Source organism: Streptomyces sp. NPDC055103, assembly GCF_053607625.1.
Genome location: NZ_JBSGTX010000025.1, coordinates 1 through 17,335 on the forward strand (window position 1 = coordinate 1; position 17,335 = coordinate 17,335).

Here is a 17,335-nt window from a genome sequence, read left to right on the forward strand (position 1 = left end):
GCTACATCACGCCGTACCAGGCGAGGGTCCGCTGCCATCAACGGCTGAGCCTCGCGGCATAAAACGGAAGTGTCGGGACCTGAGGGGTCACTTCAGACATGCACGGTACCCCAGCGCCCACACGACGACGCGAGGACGGCCCGCGCCGTGCTGTGGTGCCGGGTCCGGATGACGCTGCGCGTCCTGGTTCTGGACGACGCCGGTCCGTACCGGCGCACGCTGGAGGAGCTGGGGAGCCGGGCGAATCCGACCTGGTTCAAGGAGGTCACCGCCTCGCTCGCCGGCGATCTGGCGATCGCCTTCGGCGCGACGATCCCGCTGAACACCGAGTCCAGCTGGGACGAGGTGAAGCAGGGGTGGACCGTCGACCGTCACGGCCGTCCGGCCAAGGACCGGTGGAACCTGGGCGCCGACCGCGTCGACCACATCAACGAGGACCAGCTCAGGGTGTTTTCGACAGGGTGAACGAGAGCCACGTTGCTCCATCGGTGAAGGGGATGGAGCACGACACAAGCCCGCGGCCCCTGTTCCCGCCGACGCCTCAGTCGGGTGTGCTTCGCCTCGCGGCATCGGCCTGCCGCCATTGCTCCGCCGCCTGGACCATGGTTCGGCCGACGTGCACGAAGAAGTGGCCGATCTCTTGCATCCGGGTGCCGGCGGGTGTCGTGGCGCCGAGGACCTGGGAGCCGTGAAGGGCGAAGTCGGCCAGCATGGTGTTCTGACGGGCGCTGGCCATCCAGCCACGGAACCAGGCATCGGCGTCGATGACGTACCGGTCGCGTCGCCTACCGGTGTCGCGTTCGCGCCTGATGAGTTCCTGCTGTTCGAGTTCGCCGACGGCCTTGGAGACGGAGGCGGGGCTGACCTGTAGGCGCTGAGTGAGCTCGGTGGCGGTCAGGCTGCCTCCATCGGTGACGTACAGGCACGTCAGTACTCGGGCGGTCATCCGCGGGAGACCCGTACCGACCATCATCGCTGTGAACTGTTCCTCCAGTTCGAGGACAGCCTCCGGGTCGCGTCCGTGTATGTCGCTCGCGGTCGGGGTGGCGGCCGGCGCCGGGGGCTGCTTGCGGCGCCGGGCGCGCCCTGTGGTGGCGCGATGGGCCGCGTCGGCCCGATAGGCGGCGGGGCCGCCGTTGCGGGCCACCTCCCGGCTGACGGTGGAGATGGGCCTGCCCAAGCGGCCGGCGATGTCGGTGTAGGTGAGTCCTTCCCTCAACCCCTCGGCGATCTCCTGTCGCTCGTGGTGGGTCAGTCTGCCTCCGGGCATCGGCATTGCCTCCGTGTCAGGTCCGCGGGTGTGGCCAGTATTGCTTTCACGGCCAGTTCATTGCAAATCCCCTGAGGTCACATTTGCATTCGCCTTCATTGTCATTGCAAGAGTTTCCCGCTGCGACCTGCGCAATTACGGCCCGCGACGACCTTTTGATTGACGAAAGAGTGAAAGCAATTTAGCTTTTAGTCAATCGCGAACAAGCGGTGTGATCCGAGCAGGCCCGGACGAGGGTTGCTCGTCGCCCTGATCGGAGCCCCCATGACGTCCTTCCTCACCCCCGTGCGTGCCTGGCACCGGCCGCTGGTGGTCTGCGCCGCCCTCATGCTCGGCCTGGTGCTCGTCTCCGGCGTCGGTGCCGTCGTCGACGGACGGACACTGCTGGACGAGTCGGTGTGGGTGAAGCCGCTCAAGTTCGGCTTCGCCTTCGGCCTTTACGCGGGCACGCTGGCATGGCTGCTGACCAAGCTGACCAGGGGCAGGCGGCTGGGACGATGGCTGGGCACCATCTTCGCGGTGGCCGCCACTGTGGAGGTGGGCGCCATCACCGCCCAGGCGGCGCGCGGCACCTTCAGTCACTTCAACGCGGACCAGACCGACCCGGTCACCCTGGCCCTGGTCCCTCTCCTCACCTTCGGCGTGATGCTCATCGTCATCGCGCAGTTCGTCCTTGCGATCGTCGTCCTGATCCAGCGCACGGGCGGCGCGGCGCTCAACCGTGCCATCCGCTCCGGTCTCGCGCTCGCCACCTTCGGCATGGTCGTGCCGGTCTTCTGGATGGTCACCGAGATCCACTCCCGTACGGTGACGGACGCCAACGGCCACTCCGTGCAGATGTACCAGGGCCACGGCATCGGTGACCCCGACGGCCACGGCATGCCCCTCACCAACTGGAGCGTGACCGGCGGCGACTTCCGGGTACCGCACTTCTTCGCCCTGCACGGCATTCAGGTGCTCCTCCTGATCACCGCGGTACTGGCCGCCCTGGCCGCCGAGCACGTCTGGCTGCGCGACGAGAAGGTACGGGCCCGCCTGGTCGGCAGTGCCGCCTTCGGCTACACCGGGCTGGTCGCGGTGGTGACCTGGCAGGCGTGGCGCGGACAGTCCCTGATCCATCCGGACACCGCCACCCTCCTCGCCGTCGTCGCAGTGCTGCTGCTCACGGTGGGGACCACCGCACGAGTGATCGTGACCGCCAAGCGCGCCACGGCCGAGCGCGCCACGGCCCAGCCGGCCGAGAACCCCGAGCCTTTCCACCCGGCGCGCTGACGCCACTTCCCTGATCCGACGAACCGAACACCTGAAAGGAAGATCAACATGACCAGGCCCTTCTCCGCCGAGGCGACCACAGAGGGTGCGCCGACGGCGCCCGCAGCCGCCATCGCGGCCACCCCCGACCGCTCCGCAGTGCAGCACGCCCTGGACCGCGCCGCCGCCCCGGGCGGCGCTCCCGGCATCGTCGTCGAAGTGCGAGACGGCCGTGGCGCGTGGTTCGGCTCGGCAGGAGTCTCCGACACCGGGACCGGGGAGAAACGCCGGCCGTCCGAGCGGTTCCGGATCGGGAGCACGACGAAGGCGTTCACCGCCACGCTGGTCCTGCAGCTGGCGGCCGAAGGCCGGCTGGGCCTTGACGACACGATGGAGCAGTGGCTGCCCGGGATGGTGGCGGGCAACGGCTACGACGGCCGTGCGATCACCATCCGGCAGTTGCTCAACCACACCAGCGGCATCTTCAACTACGGCAACGACGCGGAGTTCTTCAAGAAGGGCATCGGCGCGCAGTGGTTCCAGCACCGCTACGACACCTACGCCCCCGAGCAGTTGATCAGGATCGGTCTGGCCACCCCACCGCCCTTCGCTCCGGGGGACGCCTTCCTCTACTCCAACACCAACTACTTCCTGGCCGCCCTGATCGTCGAGAAGGTCACGGGCGGGACGTTCGACGAAGCGCTCACCCAGCGGATCGTCCACCCTCTGGAGCTGACCGGGACCTACCTGCCGGGCACGGAACCGACGATCCGAGGGCCGCACCCCCGGCACTACTCCACCCTCTTCGCCTCCGATGCCCGGCCCGAGGTCCACGACGCGACCGAGATGAACCAGTCCTTCGCGTGGGCGGCCGGCGGCATCATCTCGACCACGGGTGACCTGCAGCGATTCTTCGGCGCGCTGCTCCGGGGCCACCTGCTGCCCGCCGAACAGCAGCAGGAGATGTTCACCACCGTCGACACCACGGGACCCGTCCCGTGGATCCCGGTCACCCGGTACGGCCTGGGCGTGTTCTCCCGGTCACTACCGTCCGGCGTCACGGTCTGGGGTAACGCGGGCGCGACGTACGGCTCATGGACCTACGCCATGGGCTCCCGTGACGGCAAGCACCTGCTCACCAGCCAGGTCAACGGCGACTGGAGCGGCCTGGGCGTCTTCGACGACATCCTCACCACCGAGTTCGGTGCGGCTGCCGGAAGCTGACGGCCGGGAGTACTCGTACGGCGGAGGGCTCCACGGGCCGTGTCCTTCTGCGGGGCGGACGTTTACCCGGTGGCCGCCTGGCGGGCGCATACACACCCTGCCGGGCCGAACATACGGTGGAGGCATGGCCGGGCGGGTGCGCCACTGCGCGCACTGCTGGAAGCCGTTGCGGGCCACTGCTCGCAGCGACGCCCGCTTCTGCTTGAAGAGGCCGCGGAGGCCGCGCTCGCCGCCGCAGGCTGGGACGTGATCAACCTGAACAAGCTGGCGAAGAACTTCCGGTTCGCCGACCTCCTCGCCAAGCGGGACTCCACACGGGTCCTCGTCCAGGTCAAGGGCATGAAAACCAGCGAGGGGAAGTTCGGGGCGTTACCCGAACGCGCGCGAGCTCTGCACGTCCTCGCCGGCCACCTTGAAGTCCATGCGGTCTACGCCCTGGTCCGCCTGGCGCCAGGCGGACCGGACATCCGATTCGGATCCGCTGAGGACGCGGCCGCACTCGCCGACTACCGCGGCACACTCCGCTTCCACCTCTTCCTCAACGACTTCGAGCACACTGCGGAGGACCTCCAGGAACTCTTGCCCTGAACCACTACTGGAACCGGGACCGACCGGCCCTCTGAGCTGTTGCAGGCCAGCATCCGTCCTTCATGGGTGCTGGCCTGCGTCATCGTGTTCTCCACGGGCCAGGTCAACAACAAGCAAAGAAAGCTACATAACGACCGAGATCGACCCGGGGGCGCTGGTGTACGCGCCGTCCGTGCTCAACCAGCTCTCGCAGCTCCTGCGGATGTGGACGGAGCCCGGCGACGGCGTCGTCGTCCACACCCCGACCTACGACGGCTTCCGCAAAGCGGTCACCGGGCTCGGGCGCGAGCTGCGGGGCGTGCCGCTCGGGGACCTCGACGGCCTGGAGCGCGAGCTGGCCCGCCCGGACAGCCGGATGCTGCTGCTCTGCTCCCCGCACAACCCGACCGGCCGGGTGTGGACGGAGGAGGAGCTCGCCGTCTTCGCCGAGCTGGCCGAACGGCACGGCGCGGCCGTCGTCAGCGACGAGATCCACGCCGACCTCACCACCGACGGTCACCGCCACGTCCCGTGGACCCGGGTGGCCGAGCCGGGCCGGGGCCGCCGCTGGGCGCTGATCACCTCCGGTACGAAGGCCTTCAACTTCCCCGCGCTCTCCGGCTCGTACGGCATCGTCGGCGACCCGGACGTGCGCGAGACCTTCGTCCGGCGCATGGAGACCGGCGAGGGCCTCGCCTCGCCCGCCGTCCTCTCGATGACCGCCCACATCGCCGCGTACCGGCAGGGCGCGCCGTGGCTGGACGAGCTGCGCGGCTATGTCGCGGGCACGATGGGGAGGGTCGCGGAGCGGCTGGCCACGGGTCTGCCCGGCGTCGTCTGGCAGCCGCCGCAGGCCGGTTATCTGGCCTGGATCGACCTGCGGCCGCTCGGGATCGAGGAGACCAGGCTCCAGGAGGAGCTGGTGTCCGTGGAGAAGGTCGCGATCATGCCGGGCGGGGTGTACGGGACGCCCGGCTTCGTCCGGCTGAACGTCGGATGCCCGCGGAAGAAGGCCGAGCGGGGCGTGGACGCGCTGGTCCGGGCGGCGGCCCGGTTGCGCCGCGGCTGACTGCGGCTGACCGCGGCTGACCGCGGCTGACCGCGGATACCGGGAGGCGCGGTGTCGGAGACGTGTTCTAGTCTTCGTGCACCGTGCCCCGTTCTGGGGCCGGAGACCATGGTTTTGGGGGGTCTCTTCATCGTGCGCAAGCGCACTCTCTCTGCCGCGACCTCGTTCGCGGTCCTTGTCAGCTCCGCGGCACTGGTCGCGGGTACGGCGGGCCAGGCGGCCGCCGACAGCAGCAAGGCACTTCCGATGTCGTCCGTGGGCGACATGCTGGTGGACGGCGTCCACCGGAAGATCTTCATCAGTGACCCGTACCTCGGGAAGGTCGTCGCGACCGACTACGCGGGCACGGTGCTGAACACCGTCACCGGCCTGCCCGGCGTCACCGGGCTCGCGCTCTCCGCCGACGCGACGAGCCTGTACGCCGCGGTTCCGGGCGCCGACGCGGTCGTCGCCCTGGACGCGCAGTCGGGGACCGAGACGGCCCGGTACGCCACCGGTGAGGGCACCGATCCGCAGTACGTGGCCCTCGCGGGCGGCAAGATCTGGTTCGGCTACGGCAACGGGGACCACGGCGACATCGGATCGGTCGACGCCTCCGGCGCCGCACCCGTGGTGACGCTGGCCCAGGACACCGAGCTGAACTACTCGGGCGCCCCGAGGCTCGTCTCCTCGCCGACGGACCCGAACGCCTTCGCGGCCATGTCCTCGTACTACCACCGGTTCCTGCTCGGGGCGTACCACGTGTCCCCGGACGCCGTGACCCGTACCGCGCGCACCGCTCCCGACGTCGGCTCGGTGGGCATGGCCAACGACCTCGCCTACACGCCGGACGGCGCCAAGCTCATCACGGCCACCGCCGGTAACCGCCACCGCGTGTGGCAGACCACCGACATGGCCGAGCTGCCGTCCTACGCCAGCGAGTACCACGGCGCCGCGGTGGCCGTCGCGGCCGACGGCACGGTGGCGGCCGGATCCTCCGCCCCGTACGACCCGGACGTGTTCGTCTACCGGCCGGGCGAGACGAAGGCCGTGCGGCAGTACGACTTCCCCAACACCGGGGTCTACAGCGGCGGCGACGGCCTCGCCCACAGCGCCCTCGCCTGGGAGCCGGGCGGCAGCCGCCTGTTCGCGGTGACCCTGGCCAGCAGCGGCGGCAGCACCCGCCTGCAGGTCCTGGACCAGCCCACCAAGTCCGTTCCGACGGTCACCGTGAAGCTCCCGGCCACCGTGCAGGTGATGAAGGCGATCACCGTCTCCGGCACGGTCGCGGCGACGCTGGGGCTGCCGGCGGGTACGCCGCTCAGCGTCACGCGGTACGACGCCGACTACCCGAAGGGCAAGGCCCTCGGGACGAGGTCGCTCGGGGCGAACGGGGCGTTCTCGTTCCCCGACACCCCGACGGCCGCCGGGAACGTCACGTACCGCGTGACGTACGCGGGCGACGCCACGCACGTGGGTGCGAGCGGCACCGCGCTGCTCAAGGTGACGCCGTTCAAGACCGTGCTGACGCTGGACCAGAACCGTCGCACCGTCAACTACGGCACCAACGTGACGTACACGGCGACCCTCGGCTGGACGTACCGCAACCGCGTCGTGGAGATCTGGGCCGACCCGTACGGGCCGGAGCCCAAGCGGCTGCTCAAGCGCGGCACGGTCGACGCGGCGGGCAAGCTGTCGGTGACGACCAGGATGACCCGGGACATGTGGGTGACCGCGGACTACCTCGGTGACACCCGCTCCGGCTGGGCCCACACCGGGTCCACCGTGTACACCCGGGCCGGCCTGACGACCGCGCTGACCCGGCACTACAAGTGGTCGAAGATCGGCACCATCTGGTACCAGACGTACCACCAGAACACCGATCTGCTGATCACCGCGTGGAACAACCCGTACCCGGGCCGCAGGACCAAGGTCGAGCTCCAGGTCTGGTACTCGGGCGCCTGGCACACCACCGCCACCCAGTACTTCGCGCTGACCAGCGGTGGCATGGCGTACGTCTCGCTCGACCTCAACGGAGCCGTCGGCGTCCGCGCCCGGATCCGTACGGCGTACGTGGACACCGAGTCCGGCGACAACGTGAACACCTCGATCAACGGCGTGTGGAAGTACTTCACCGTCACCAGCTGACCCGTCGGCACCGCTGACCCGTCGGCCACCCGCCGACCCGTCGGCACCGTCGACCCGTCCGCCGTTGCCCCGTCCGCCGATTCCGGCGGGCGGGGCTTCGTCGTTCGCGGGACCATGCAAGGCATGGACATCCGGCTGAGCTCCGGGACCGGCCGGTGGATCGTGTTCACGACCGTCCTCGGGTCCGGGATGGTGCTGCTCGACTCCACCGTCGTCAACGTCGCCCTGCCGCACATCGGCGAGGACCTCGACGCCGACCTCGGCGCGCTCCAGTGGACCGTCAACGCCTACATGCTGACCCTGGCAGGTCTGATCCTGCTCGGCGGGGCGCTCGGCGACCGCTACGGGCGGCGCCGGGTCTTCGTGATCGGCGTGGTGTGGTTCGCGCTGGCCTCGCTGCTGTGCGGCCTCGCGCCGAACGCCGAGATCCTGATCGCGGCCCGCGCACTCCAGGGCATCGGCGGGGCGCTGCTCACGCCCGGCTCGCTCGCGTTGATCCAGGCCGGTTTCCACCCGGACGACCGGGCCAGGGCGGTCGGTCTGTGGTCCGGCTTCGGCGGGGTCGGCGCGGCCGTCGGGCCGTTCGTCGGCGGCTGGCTGGTGGACGGGCCCGGCTGGCGGTGGGTGTTCCTGCTGAACGTGCCGCTCGCCGCGCTCTGCGTGCCGGTCGCCCTGCGCCATGTGCCCGAGTCGCGGGACGAGACCGCGCACGGCCGCTTCGACGTGCTCGGCGCGGTCCTGGGCGCGGCGGCGCTCGGGCTCGTGACGTACGCGCTGATCGGCGAGGCCTGGTGGGCGGGGGCGGCCGGGCTGGTGCTGGGAGCGGGGTTCGTGGCGGTCGAGCGGCGGCGCGGCGAGCGTGCGATGGCGCCGCCGTCGATCTTCGAGTCCCGCATGTTCACGGCGGTCAACCTGGTCACGCTGTGCGTGTACGCGGCGTTCGGCGGTTTCTTCTTCCTGGCCGCGCTCCAGCTCCAGGTGGTGTCCGGGTACTCGGCGCTCGGCGCCGGTACGGCCCTGCTGCCGACGACCGTGCTGATGCTGCTGTTCTCGGCGAAGTCCGGGGCGCTGGGGGAGCGGATCGGGCCCCGGATCCCGCTCACGGTGGGGCCGCTGCTGTGCGCCGCGGGGATGCTGCTGATGCTGCGGGTCGGGGAGGACGCCTCGTACGTGCAGGACGTCCTGCCGGCCCTGCTGGTGCTCGGGCTCGGCATGACGGCCCTGGTGGCGCCGCTGACCGCGACCGTCCTGGCCTCGGTGGACGTGGGGAGGGCGGGGCTGGCGAGCGGCATCAACAACGCGGCGGCGCGGGCGGCCGGGCTCCTCGCGGTGGCGGCGCTGCCGCTGCTCGCCGGGATGGGCCCGGAGACGTACCGCTCGGCGGAGGAGTTCGACGAGACCTTCAAGCGCGCGATGCCGATGTGCGCGGGGATCCTGGTGGTGGGGGCGGTGCTGGCCTGGACGACGATGCGCACCCCGGCCGGGGCCGCGTGCCACCCGGAGTGCCGGGTGCACTGCGGGGTGACGTCACCGCCGCTGGACCCGGGGCAGCGGGACACCTCGGCCCGAGACGGTGATCAGCTCGACCGGCCCGACACCCCCTAGGGTGGTCCCATGGCCATCCACGAGAACCTGCTGGGGGGACCGGCCCCCACCCACCTGCCCGACGAGCCGGGTCCGCGCGAACTGCTAGCGAACGGTACGGCGCCGGCCGAGGTCGCCGCGCAGTACCCGACCTCTTCGCTCGCCTGGGCCCAGCTCGCCGACGACGCCTTCGAGGGCGGCCGGGTCGTCGAGTCGTACGCCTACGCGCGTACCGGTTACCACCGCGGCCTGGACGCGCTGCGCCGCAACGGCTGGAAGGGCCACGGCCCGGTGCCCTGGGAGCACGAGCCGAACCGCGGCTTCCTGCGCGCGCTGCACGCCCTCGCCCGGGCGGCCGGTTCGATCGGCGAGAAGGAAGAGTTCGCGCGCTGCACGACCTTCCTGCGGGACTCCTCGGAGACCGCGGCGGAGACGCTCGGCTGACCTGGCGAAAGCCCTCCTGGACGATCTTCTCCCGGGCTTTCCGCACGACGTGATCCGTCCCGTTCTCCCCCTGTCCGGCAGGGCGGGGGGAAAACGGGACAGACCCCTCGACGCGTCCGCCCGCGTTCGATGGCGTTCGAAGTGGGCCGGTACGATCCCCGGGACCGCAGCACCGAAGACGCCGGTTTCCGAGGCCCCACCACCTCTTCCCCCACACCGGCCGACGCAGGGGAGAAGACTGTCGTGGGCAAGCGTGCCGCACCCGTAGGACGGCGAGGAACACAGAGCCGCCGGCGGGGCAGAGGCAGACGCGGCCCCGTGCGCCGGCTCCTGCTGCCCGTCCTGGTCCTGATGACCGTCGCGCTCGGCGGCGGCGCCGCCCTCGCCCACTACAACGCCCAGGTGGCCGACGACACCGCCGCCCCCGCGCCGGAGACGGCGACCGTGACCGAGGCGCCCACGACGGACGCCCCCACGTCCCGGCCGACGACGGCGAAGCCGAAGCCGAAGCCGACGACGGCGAAGCCGACACCCAAGCCGACGCCGACACCCACGCCGAAGAAGACGGCCGTGCCGCAGTCCGGCGCCGGGACCTTCTCCACCGCGCAGGCCTCCGGCGACGCGGTCGGCACCGGCGGCTCGCTGCGCCGCTACCGGGTCCAGGTCGAGGACGGCATCGGGCTGTCGGCGCATGAGGCGGCCGCCGAGATCCAGCAGATCCTGGCCCATCCGCGCAGCTGGGCCGCGCACGGCCGGGGCCGCTTCCAGCTGGTCTCGCAGAACGCCGACTTCGTCATCCGGATCGCCACCCCGGACACGGCGGACGCACTCTGCCTCCGGCAGGGCCTGAACACCCACGGCGAGCTGAACTGCGAGACCACCGAAGGCGTCGTGGTGAACCTCAAGCGGTGGATGACCGGCTCGCCGACCTTCGTGGGGGAGGCGGCCGAGTACCGCCACCTGATCATCAACCACGAGGTCGGGCACGAGATCGGCATCCGGCAGCACATGGGCTGCCCGGGTCCGGGCAAGCTCGCGCCCGCGATGATGCAGCAGATCAAGGGACTGAACGGCTGCCGCTCGAACGCGTTTCCGTATGACGAAGACGGGAGCTACATCGAGGGGCCGATCGTGTCATGATGCCGTTGGGACGGCGCGCGACGCAGCACGCCTCCCGAGGGGACCGGGGCTCCCGTGCCGCAGGGCAGTACGCGCGGGCGGTGGAGCAGACCGCTACCCGGTAGTTCGTCTCGAGGAGACAGAAATGTCATCCACCCCCGGTACTCCCGACTCCGCGGCCGCGTCCGCGGCCGAGTCCGCGGCCGAGTCCGCGGCCGACGCGGTCGCCGTCGACCCGAACCTCGACTTCGCGGGCACCACGCCGTACGAGGACTACGTCCAGGCGGACGTCCTCACCCACCTCCAGCACCTCCGCTCGGACGACCCGGGCGAGATGGTCTTCCTGGTCACCACCCAGGTCATGGAGCTGTGGTTCACGGTCATCGTCCACGAGTGGGAGACCGCGAGCCGCGCCCTGCGCGAGGACCGCGTCCCCGTCGCGATGGACGCGCTCAAGCGTTCGGTCCGCGAGCTGGAGGCCCTCAACCACTCGTGGCGGCCGCTCGCCCAGCTCACCCCCGGCCAGTTCAACGCCTACCGGGCCGCGCTCGGCGAGGGCTCCGGCTTCCAGTCGGCGATGTACCGCCGCATGGAGTTCCTGCTCGGCGAGAAGTCCGCGTCGATGCTCGTCCCGCACCGGGGCGCGCCCCGCGTCCACGCCGAGCTGGAGAAGGCGCTCCAGGAGCCGAGCCTGTACGACGAGGTCCTCGCCCTGCTGTCCCGGCGCGGCCTGCCCGTACCGCAGTCGGTCCTCGGCCGTGACCTCGGGCAGCGGTACGAGCCCTCGCCGGCCGTCGAGGCCGTCTGGGCCGGGATCTACGCGGACGCCGACCAGAACACCGAGCTCGTCCGGCTCGGCGAGGCCCTGAGCGACGTCGCCGAACTGGTCTGGCGATGGCGCAACGATCACCTGGTCGCCACCCGGCGCGCGATGGGCGCGAAGACCGGCACCGGCGGCTCGGCGGGCGTGGCCTGGCTGGAGAAGCGGGCCCAGAAGAACGTGTTCCCGGAGCTCTGGACGGCCCGCAGCCATGTCTGACGATCTGCGACAGAAGGCCCAGGAGCTCGACGCCGCCGACGGCCTGGCCAAGCACCGAGAGAGGTTCGCCCTCGACGCCGGGACCGTCTACCTCGACGGCAACTCCCTCGGCGCGCTCCCCGCGCACGTCCCGGCCCGCATGGCGGACGTGATCACCCGCGAGTGGGGCGAGCTGCGCATCCGCTCCTGGGACGAGTCGGGCTGGTGGACCGCGCCCGAGCGGATCGGCGACCGGATCGCCCCGATCGTCGGCGCCTCCCCCGGGCAGATCGTGGTCGGCGACTCGACGAGCGTCAACGTCTTCAAGGCGGTCGTCGCCGCGGCCCGGATCAACGGCGACGAGCGGGACGAGATCCTCGTCGACGCCACGACGTTTCCCACGGACGGGTACATCGCGGAGTCCGCGGCGCGCATGACGGGTCACGAGATCGTGGCGGTCGACCCGGCTGACATGGCGGACGCGGTGAGCGACCGCACGGCGCTCGCGCTCGTCAACCACGTCGACTACCGGACGGGCCGGCTCCAGGACCTGCCGGGCCTCACCGCCGCGCTCCACGCGGCGGGCGCGCTCGCCGTCTGGGACCTGTGCCACAGCGCGGGCGCCCTGCCCGTCGGCCTGGACGCCCACGGGGTCGACCTGGCCGTCGGCTGCACCTACAAGTACCTGAACGGCGGCCCCGGTTCGCCCGCGTACCTGTACGTCGCCGAGCGCCACCAGGCGGCCTTCGACTCGCCGCTGCCCGGCTGGAACTCGCACACGGACCCGTTCGCGATGACCCCCGGCTACGTGGCGGCCGAGGGCGCGCTGCGGGGCCGGGTCGGGACGCCCGACATCCTCTCCATGCTGGCGCTGGAGTCGGCGCTCGACGTGTGGGACGGGGTCGCGATCGAGGACGTGCGCGCCAAGTCCCTCGCGCTGACGGACTTCTTCCTGGAGTGCGTGCGGGCGTACGTCCCCGAGGGCCGCGTCACCTCCGTGACCCCCGGCGCGCACGCCGAACGCGGCAGCCAGGCCGCGCTGAGCTGCGCGAACGCGCCGGCCGTGATGGCGGAGCTGATCAAGCGCGGGGTCGTCGGCGACCTGCGCCGCCCGGATGTGCTGCGGTTCGGTTTCACGCCGCTGTACGTCGGCTTCGCGGACACGGAGCGGGCGGCCCGGATCCTGGCGGAGGTCCTGACCGACCTCCCCGCCTGAGGTCGGCCGGAGGCCGAACGGTCCGATGATCGACTGATCTGCGGGGGCTCCGGTGCTGGTACCGTCCCCGCAGGTCAGGCCAATTCGGCCGCGTCTCCGAGAGGTTGGAACAGCATGCCGGACCCCGCCGCGCGCGATGCCGCCGAAGAAGCCTCGGCCTTCTCGCACCCGGCCGTCGCCCCGGACGCCTCCGCCGCGTACGGCGACCACCCGGACCAGGTGGTCGACTTCTACGCCCCGCGCGACGGCCGCACCCGGGCCCCGCTCGTCGTCGCCCTGCACGGCGGCGCCTGGCGGGCGCCGTACGACCGGCAGCACCTGACCCCGTTCGTGGACTTCCTCGCCCGCCGCGGCTTCGCCGTCGCCAGCGTCGAGTACCGGCGCGGCAGCGACATCCCCCGCCAGGGCGGTACGGCCCCGGTCGCCGGGCGCTGGCCGGAGACCTTCGACGACGTGGCCGCCGCGCTCGACGCCGTACCGGCGCTCGCCGCCGTCCACCTGCCGCAGGCCGACACGGCGCGGATCGTCCTCACCGGCCACTCGGCGGGCGGCCACCTCGCCCTCTGGGCCGCCGCCCGGCACGTGCTGCCCGTCGGCTCACCATGGCGGCTGCCCGCCCCGCCCGCGCTCCGCGGGGTCGTCGCCCTCGCCCCGATCGCCCACTTCGAGCGGGCCGTGGAGCTCGGCGTGTGCGGCGGCGCGGTCACCGAACTTCTGGGCGGCGAGGCGGAGTACGCCTCCCGGGCGGCCTTCGCGGACCCGGCGGTCCTCCTCCCGACGGGCATCGCGACCACCGTCGTCCAGGGCCGCGAGGACGTCGTCGTCCCGCACACCGTCGCCGAGGCGTACGCGGACGCGGCGGCCAAGGCCGGCGAGGAGGTCGGCTTCACGCTCCTCGAAGGCGTCGGTCACTTCCCGCTGATCGACCCGGCGGCGGACGCGTGCGCGGTGGTCTCGGAGGAGATCGCCCAGCTCGCCTGGTGACGGACGCGGCGACGGCGACGGCTGCGGCCGACGGACACGGCGACGGACGCGGCGACGGACGCGGCGACGGACGCGGCGACGGACGCGTGACGGACGCGTAGTCCTCAGGGGGGACGGCGGAGGATCCGTATCGAGCGGGACGACCGGGTCCCCCACCGCCCGTACCGTGGACGGCGTGACCCAGACACAGACCTCCGAGTCGAGCCGCAGCCCTGAGATCCGCCTGGTGCAGGTGGCCCTCGGGGGGCTGCGGCAGGAACTCTTCCACGACGCCTTCGCCTACCGTCCGCTGCCGCGCATGGACGTGAACAGCGGGCCGGTGCGCCGGCTGCCGAAGCGGATACGGGTGTACGCGGGGCTGCTGCCGCACGCGGCCGTCGCCTTCTGCGCCCTCATCGTCTTCGCGCTGGGCACGGACCGGATCGACGGCGCCATCGGGCCGTTGTCGTTCGTCTTCGCGTGCGTGCCGGCCGCGATCGTCCTCGCCACGTTGATCAGGCCGGTCTTCGCCTACTGGGCCTCGCTGGGCGCGACGCCCTTCCTCGCGTTCGTCGGCGGCTACTGGGGCGGCTGGCCCTGGACGCAGAACATGTTCGCCGCCCACCTGGTGGTCCTCACCGTCGTCGCCGCCCGCACCGGGCCCCGCGCCGCGGGCTGGATGTGGGCCGGAACGGCCGCCTACGCGCTCTTCACCGAGATGTTCCTCGTCGGGGTCGGACGCGGCTCCGACTCCGTCCCCCTGCTCTTCGTCTCCGCCCTCGCCCTCCTCACCGTCACCGTGATCCAGGTCCGCCGCCAGGCGACCCGCGAGGTCACCGCCCAGCAGACCGTCACCGCCCAGGAGATCTCCAAGCGGACCGTCCTGGAGGAGCGCACCACCATCGCCCGTGAGCTCCACGACGTCGTGGCCCACCACATGTCGGTGGTCGCGATCCAGGCGGAGGCCGCGCCCTACCGGGTCGAGAACCCGCCGCCGGAGCTGGAGCAGGCCTTCCTCACGATCCGCGAGAACGCCGTCGCCGCGCTGACCGAGCTGCGCCGCATCCTCGGGGTCGTCCGCGCCGAGGACTACGAGGCCCCCGACGCCCCGCAGCCGACGCTCGGCGACCTGGACTCCCTCGTCCGCAACGTCACCGAGGCCGGGCTCGTCGTCGAGAAGACGGTGACCGGCGCGGTGCGGGAACTGCCGCAGGGCGTGGAGCTCTCGGCGTACCGGATCGTCCAGGAGGCCCTGTCGAACGTGCTGCGGCACGCGCCGGGCGCGGCGGCGAAGGTCGAGGTGTCGTACGTCCTCGGCGGCCTGGGTCTGCGCGTCGCCAACGGGCCCGCGCGGGGTCTGGTGAAGCCGTCGCCGGGGGCCGGGCACGGCATCACCGGCATGCGGGAGCGGGTGGCCATGCTGGGCGGTGAGATGACCGCCGAGTCGACGGCCGACGGCGGCTACGAGGTGGCGGCCTTCATCCCGGTGAGCCGTGAGACACACGAAGGGACCCGCGAGGAGAACCGCGAGGAGAACCGCGAGGAGGCCGGGGCATGAGCATCAAAGTGCTGATCGTCGACGACCAGATCATGGTCCGTGAGGGCTTCTCCGTGCTGCTCGGCGCGATGCCCGACATCGAGGTCGTCGGCGAGGCCGTCAACGGCCGGGAGGCGATCGCCCAGGTCGCCGCCCTCCGTCCGGACGTCGTCCTCATGGACATCCGCATGCCCGAGCTGAACGGCATCGAGGCCACCCGCGAGATCGTCGCCGCCGACGCGGACGCGAAGGTCCTCGTCCTGACCACCTTCGACCTGGACGAGTACGTGTACCAGGCGCTGCGCGCCGGCGCCTCCGGCTTCCTGCTCAAGGACGCCTCGGCCCGGCAGCTCGCGGACGGCGTGCGGGTGGTCGCGAGCGGCGAGGCGCTGCTCGCGCCGACCGTCACCAAGCGGCTGATCACCGAGTTCGCGAAAGCCCCCGGCAACTCCCCGCGCCCGCCGGCCATGGCGCGGATCGGGGAGCTGACGGAGCGGGAGACGGAGGTGCTCGTGCTCATCGCGCAGGGCCTGTCGAACGTCGAGATCGCCTCGCACCTCGTCGTCGCCGAGTCCACGATCAAGACGCATGTGAGCCGCGTCCTGGTGAAGCTGGGGCTGCGCGACCGGACACAGGCGGCGGTCTTCGCGTACGAGGCGGGGCTGGTGCGGGTCGGGGGCTGACGCCGCTCCGAGCGGTAGCGTCCGTTCATGGACGCCAAGGAAGCCCGAACCGCTGCCGATACCGCCGCTACCGCTACCGACGCCGTGTACGACCCCTGGTCCCCCGAGTTCGTCGCCGATCCGTACCCCGCCTACGCCCGGCTGCGCGCCGCCGGCCGCGCGCACTGGCACGGGCCCACCCGGCAGTGGCTGATCCCGCACCACGCGGACGTGTCGGCGCTGCTCCGGGACCGGCGGCTGGGGCGCACGTACACGCACCGGTTCACGCACGAGGAGTTCGGGCGGGAGGCGCCGGCCGCCGCGTACGAGCCGTTCCACACGCTCAACGACCACGGGCTGCTCGATCTGGAGGCGGCCGACCACACCCGGATCCGGCGGCTCGTGTCGAAGGCGTTCACGCCGAGGACGGTGGAGAACCTGGCGCCGACGGTACGGCGGCTCGCCGCCGGACTCGTCGGTGATCTGGTCGCGCGGGGCGGCGGCGATCTGCTCGCCTCGGTCGCCGAACCGCTTCCCGTCGCGGTGATCGCCGAGATGCTGGGCATCCCGGAGGACGACGAGGAGCGGGGGAGGCTGCGGCCCTGGTCGGCGGCGATCTGCGGGATGTTCGAGCTGAACCCCTCGGAGGGGACGGCCCGGCGGGCGGTCGCGGCTTCGATCGAGTTCTCCGACTATCTGCGGGAGCTGATCGCGCGGCGGCGGAAGAGCCCGGGGGACGACCTGATCTCGGGGCTCATCGGGGTGGAGGAGCTGACGGAGCAGGAGATGATCTCCACCTGCGTACTGCTCCTGAACGCCGGCCACGAGGCCACCGTGAACACCACGGTCACCGGCTGGTGGACGCTCCTGCGGAAGGGCGTGCGGCCGGATCCCGAAAAGTTGTCCACAGCTGTGGACGAACTTCTGCGCTACGACACCCCGCTCCAGATGTTCGAGCGCTGGGTCCTCGACGACATCGAGATCGGCGGCCAGGTCATCCCGCGCGGCTCCGAGGTCGCCCTCCTCTTCGGCTCCGCCAACCGAGACCCGGCCCGCTTCGGCCCGACGGCCGACGAGCTCGACCTCACCCGCGCCGACAACCCGCACATCACCTTCGGCACGGGCATCCACTACTGCCTCGGCGCACCCCTAGCCCGCCTGGAACTGGAAGCGGTCTTCGGCGAGTTGCTGCGGCAGGCGCCAGGGATGCGACTCACGGCGGAGCCGGTACGCACGCCGGGGTACGTGATCCGCGGCTTCGAGGCGCTGCTCGTGGAGGTGTGA

At 71.6% G+C, this 17,335-nt stretch carries 15 protein-coding genes and 1 pseudogene; 15 read left to right on the top strand and 1 reads right to left on the bottom strand.

Annotated features, from left to right (window positions below):
- The first annotated feature begins 147 nt into the window (after nt 1-147).
- Nucleotides 148-465, top strand: a complete 318-nt coding sequence (locus ACWFR1_RS17590; protein WP_453551993.1) for a hypothetical protein — start codon at nt 148-150, stop codon at nt 463-465.
- A 76-nt stretch (nt 466-541) separates the two neighbouring features.
- On the opposite strand, the gene ACWFR1_RS17595 is transcribed toward ACWFR1_RS17590, so the two are convergent.
- Nucleotides 542-1,270, bottom strand: a complete 729-nt coding sequence (locus ACWFR1_RS17595) for a MarR family transcriptional regulator (RefSeq protein WP_453551996.1) — start codon at nt 1,268-1,270, stop codon at nt 542-544.
- Nucleotides 1,271-1,534: 264 nt separating this feature from the next.
- Here ACWFR1_RS17595 and ACWFR1_RS17600 point away from each other — a divergent pair, with 264 nt between their 5' ends.
- The 14 genes and pseudogenes from ACWFR1_RS17600 (at nt 1,535) to ACWFR1_RS17665 (ending at nt 17,335) form a co-directional block, all read left to right on the top strand.
- Nucleotides 1,535-2,542 (top strand): hypothetical protein, encoded by a 1,008-nt coding sequence (locus ACWFR1_RS17600; protein WP_453551999.1) that lies wholly within the window; start codon nt 1,535-1,537, stop codon nt 2,540-2,542.
- A 48-nt stretch (nt 2,543-2,590) separates the two neighbouring features.
- Nucleotides 2,591-3,745, top strand: a complete 1,155-nt coding sequence (locus ACWFR1_RS17605) for a serine hydrolase domain-containing protein (protein WP_453552001.1) — start codon at nt 2,591-2,593, stop codon at nt 3,743-3,745.
- Between the two features lie 246 nt (nt 3,746-3,991).
- Nucleotides 3,992-4,333, top strand: a complete 342-nt coding sequence (locus ACWFR1_RS17610) for a hypothetical protein (protein WP_453552004.1) — start codon at nt 3,992-3,994, stop codon at nt 4,331-4,333.
- A gap of 133 nt (nt 4,334-4,466) precedes the next feature.
- A pseudogene (locus ACWFR1_RS17615) lies at nt 4,467-5,381 on the top strand (MalY/PatB family protein); the annotation flags it as partial.
- Nucleotides 5,382-5,513: 132 nt separating this feature from the next.
- Entirely contained in the window at nt 5,514-7,508 is a 1,995-nt protein-coding gene (locus tag ACWFR1_RS17620; protein ID WP_453552007.1) for a YncE family protein, read from the top strand.
- 123 nt (nt 7,509-7,631) lie between these two features.
- Nucleotides 7,632-9,113, top strand: coding sequence for an MFS transporter (locus ACWFR1_RS17625; RefSeq protein ID WP_453552009.1), 1,482 nt, complete (start codon nt 7,632-7,634; stop codon nt 9,111-9,113).
- A 9-nt stretch (nt 9,114-9,122) separates the two neighbouring features.
- Nucleotides 9,123-9,536: a DUF3151 domain-containing protein gene (locus ACWFR1_RS17630; RefSeq protein ID WP_453552012.1), complete on the top strand. Its 414-nt coding sequence runs from the start codon at nt 9,123-9,125 to the stop codon at nt 9,534-9,536.
- A 318-nt stretch (nt 9,537-9,854) separates the two neighbouring features.
- On the top strand, nt 9,855-10,676 hold the full coding sequence (locus ACWFR1_RS17635; protein WP_453552015.1) for a DUF3152 domain-containing protein: 822 nt from the start codon (nt 9,855-9,857) through the stop codon (nt 10,674-10,676).
- 124 nt (nt 10,677-10,800) lie between these two features.
- Nucleotides 10,801-11,694, top strand: a complete 894-nt coding sequence (locus ACWFR1_RS17640) for a tryptophan 2,3-dioxygenase family protein (RefSeq protein WP_453552018.1) — start codon at nt 10,801-10,803, stop codon at nt 11,692-11,694.
- Nucleotides 11,687-12,889, top strand: a complete 1,203-nt coding sequence (gene kynU, locus ACWFR1_RS17645; RefSeq protein WP_453552021.1) for a kynureninase — start codon at nt 11,687-11,689, stop codon at nt 12,887-12,889. The genes ACWFR1_RS17640 and kynU overlap by 8 nt, the downstream gene beginning before the upstream one ends.
- Nucleotides 12,890-13,003: 114 nt before the next feature.
- A complete protein-coding gene (locus ACWFR1_RS17650; RefSeq protein ID WP_453552024.1) occupies nt 13,004-13,873 on the top strand; it encodes an alpha/beta hydrolase in 870 nt (289 codons plus the stop codon).
- Between the two features lie 166 nt (nt 13,874-14,039).
- Nucleotides 14,040-15,410 carry a sensor histidine kinase gene (locus tag ACWFR1_RS17655; protein WP_453552027.1) on the top strand — a complete coding sequence of 457 codons (1,371 nt, stop codon included), beginning with the start codon at nt 14,040-14,042 and terminating at the stop codon, nt 15,408-15,410.
- A complete protein-coding gene (locus ACWFR1_RS17660; RefSeq protein ID WP_453552030.1) occupies nt 15,407-16,072 on the top strand; it encodes a response regulator in 666 nt (221 codons plus the stop codon). Before ACWFR1_RS17655 ends, ACWFR1_RS17660 begins: the two co-directional genes overlap by 4 nt.
- A gap of 27 nt (nt 16,073-16,099) precedes the next feature.
- Nucleotides 16,100-17,335 carry a cytochrome P450 gene (locus tag ACWFR1_RS17665; protein ID WP_453552033.1) on the top strand — a complete coding sequence of 412 codons (1,236 nt, stop codon included), beginning with the start codon at nt 16,100-16,102 and terminating at the stop codon, nt 17,333-17,335.

Coding starts and splice junctions, on each gene's coding strand:
- ACWFR1_RS17595 (WP_453551996.1), bottom strand. CDS start 1,270: ATGCCCGGAGGCAGACTGACCCACCACGAGCGACAGGAGATCGCCGAG.
- ACWFR1_RS17600 (WP_453551999.1), top strand. CDS start 1,535: ATGACGTCCTTCCTCACCCCCGTGCGTGCCTGGCACCGGCCGCTGGTG.
- ACWFR1_RS17605 (WP_453552001.1), top strand. CDS start 2,591: ATGACCAGGCCCTTCTCCGCCGAGGCGACCACAGAGGGTGCGCCGACG.
- ACWFR1_RS17625 (WP_453552009.1), top strand. CDS start 7,632: ATGGACATCCGGCTGAGCTCCGGGACCGGCCGGTGGATCGTGTTCACG.
- ACWFR1_RS17630 (WP_453552012.1), top strand. CDS start 9,123: ATGGCCATCCACGAGAACCTGCTGGGGGGACCGGCCCCCACCCACCTG.
- ACWFR1_RS17640 (WP_453552018.1), top strand. CDS start 10,801: ATGTCATCCACCCCCGGTACTCCCGACTCCGCGGCCGCGTCCGCGGCC.
- kynU (WP_453552021.1), top strand. CDS start 11,687: ATGTCTGACGATCTGCGACAGAAGGCCCAGGAGCTCGACGCCGCCGAC.
- ACWFR1_RS17650 (WP_453552024.1), top strand. CDS start 13,004: ATGCCGGACCCCGCCGCGCGCGATGCCGCCGAAGAAGCCTCGGCCTTC.
- ACWFR1_RS17660 (WP_453552030.1), top strand. CDS start 15,407: ATGAGCATCAAAGTGCTGATCGTCGACGACCAGATCATGGTCCGTGAG.
- ACWFR1_RS17665 (WP_453552033.1), top strand. CDS start 16,100: ATGGACGCCAAGGAAGCCCGAACCGCTGCCGATACCGCCGCTACCGCT.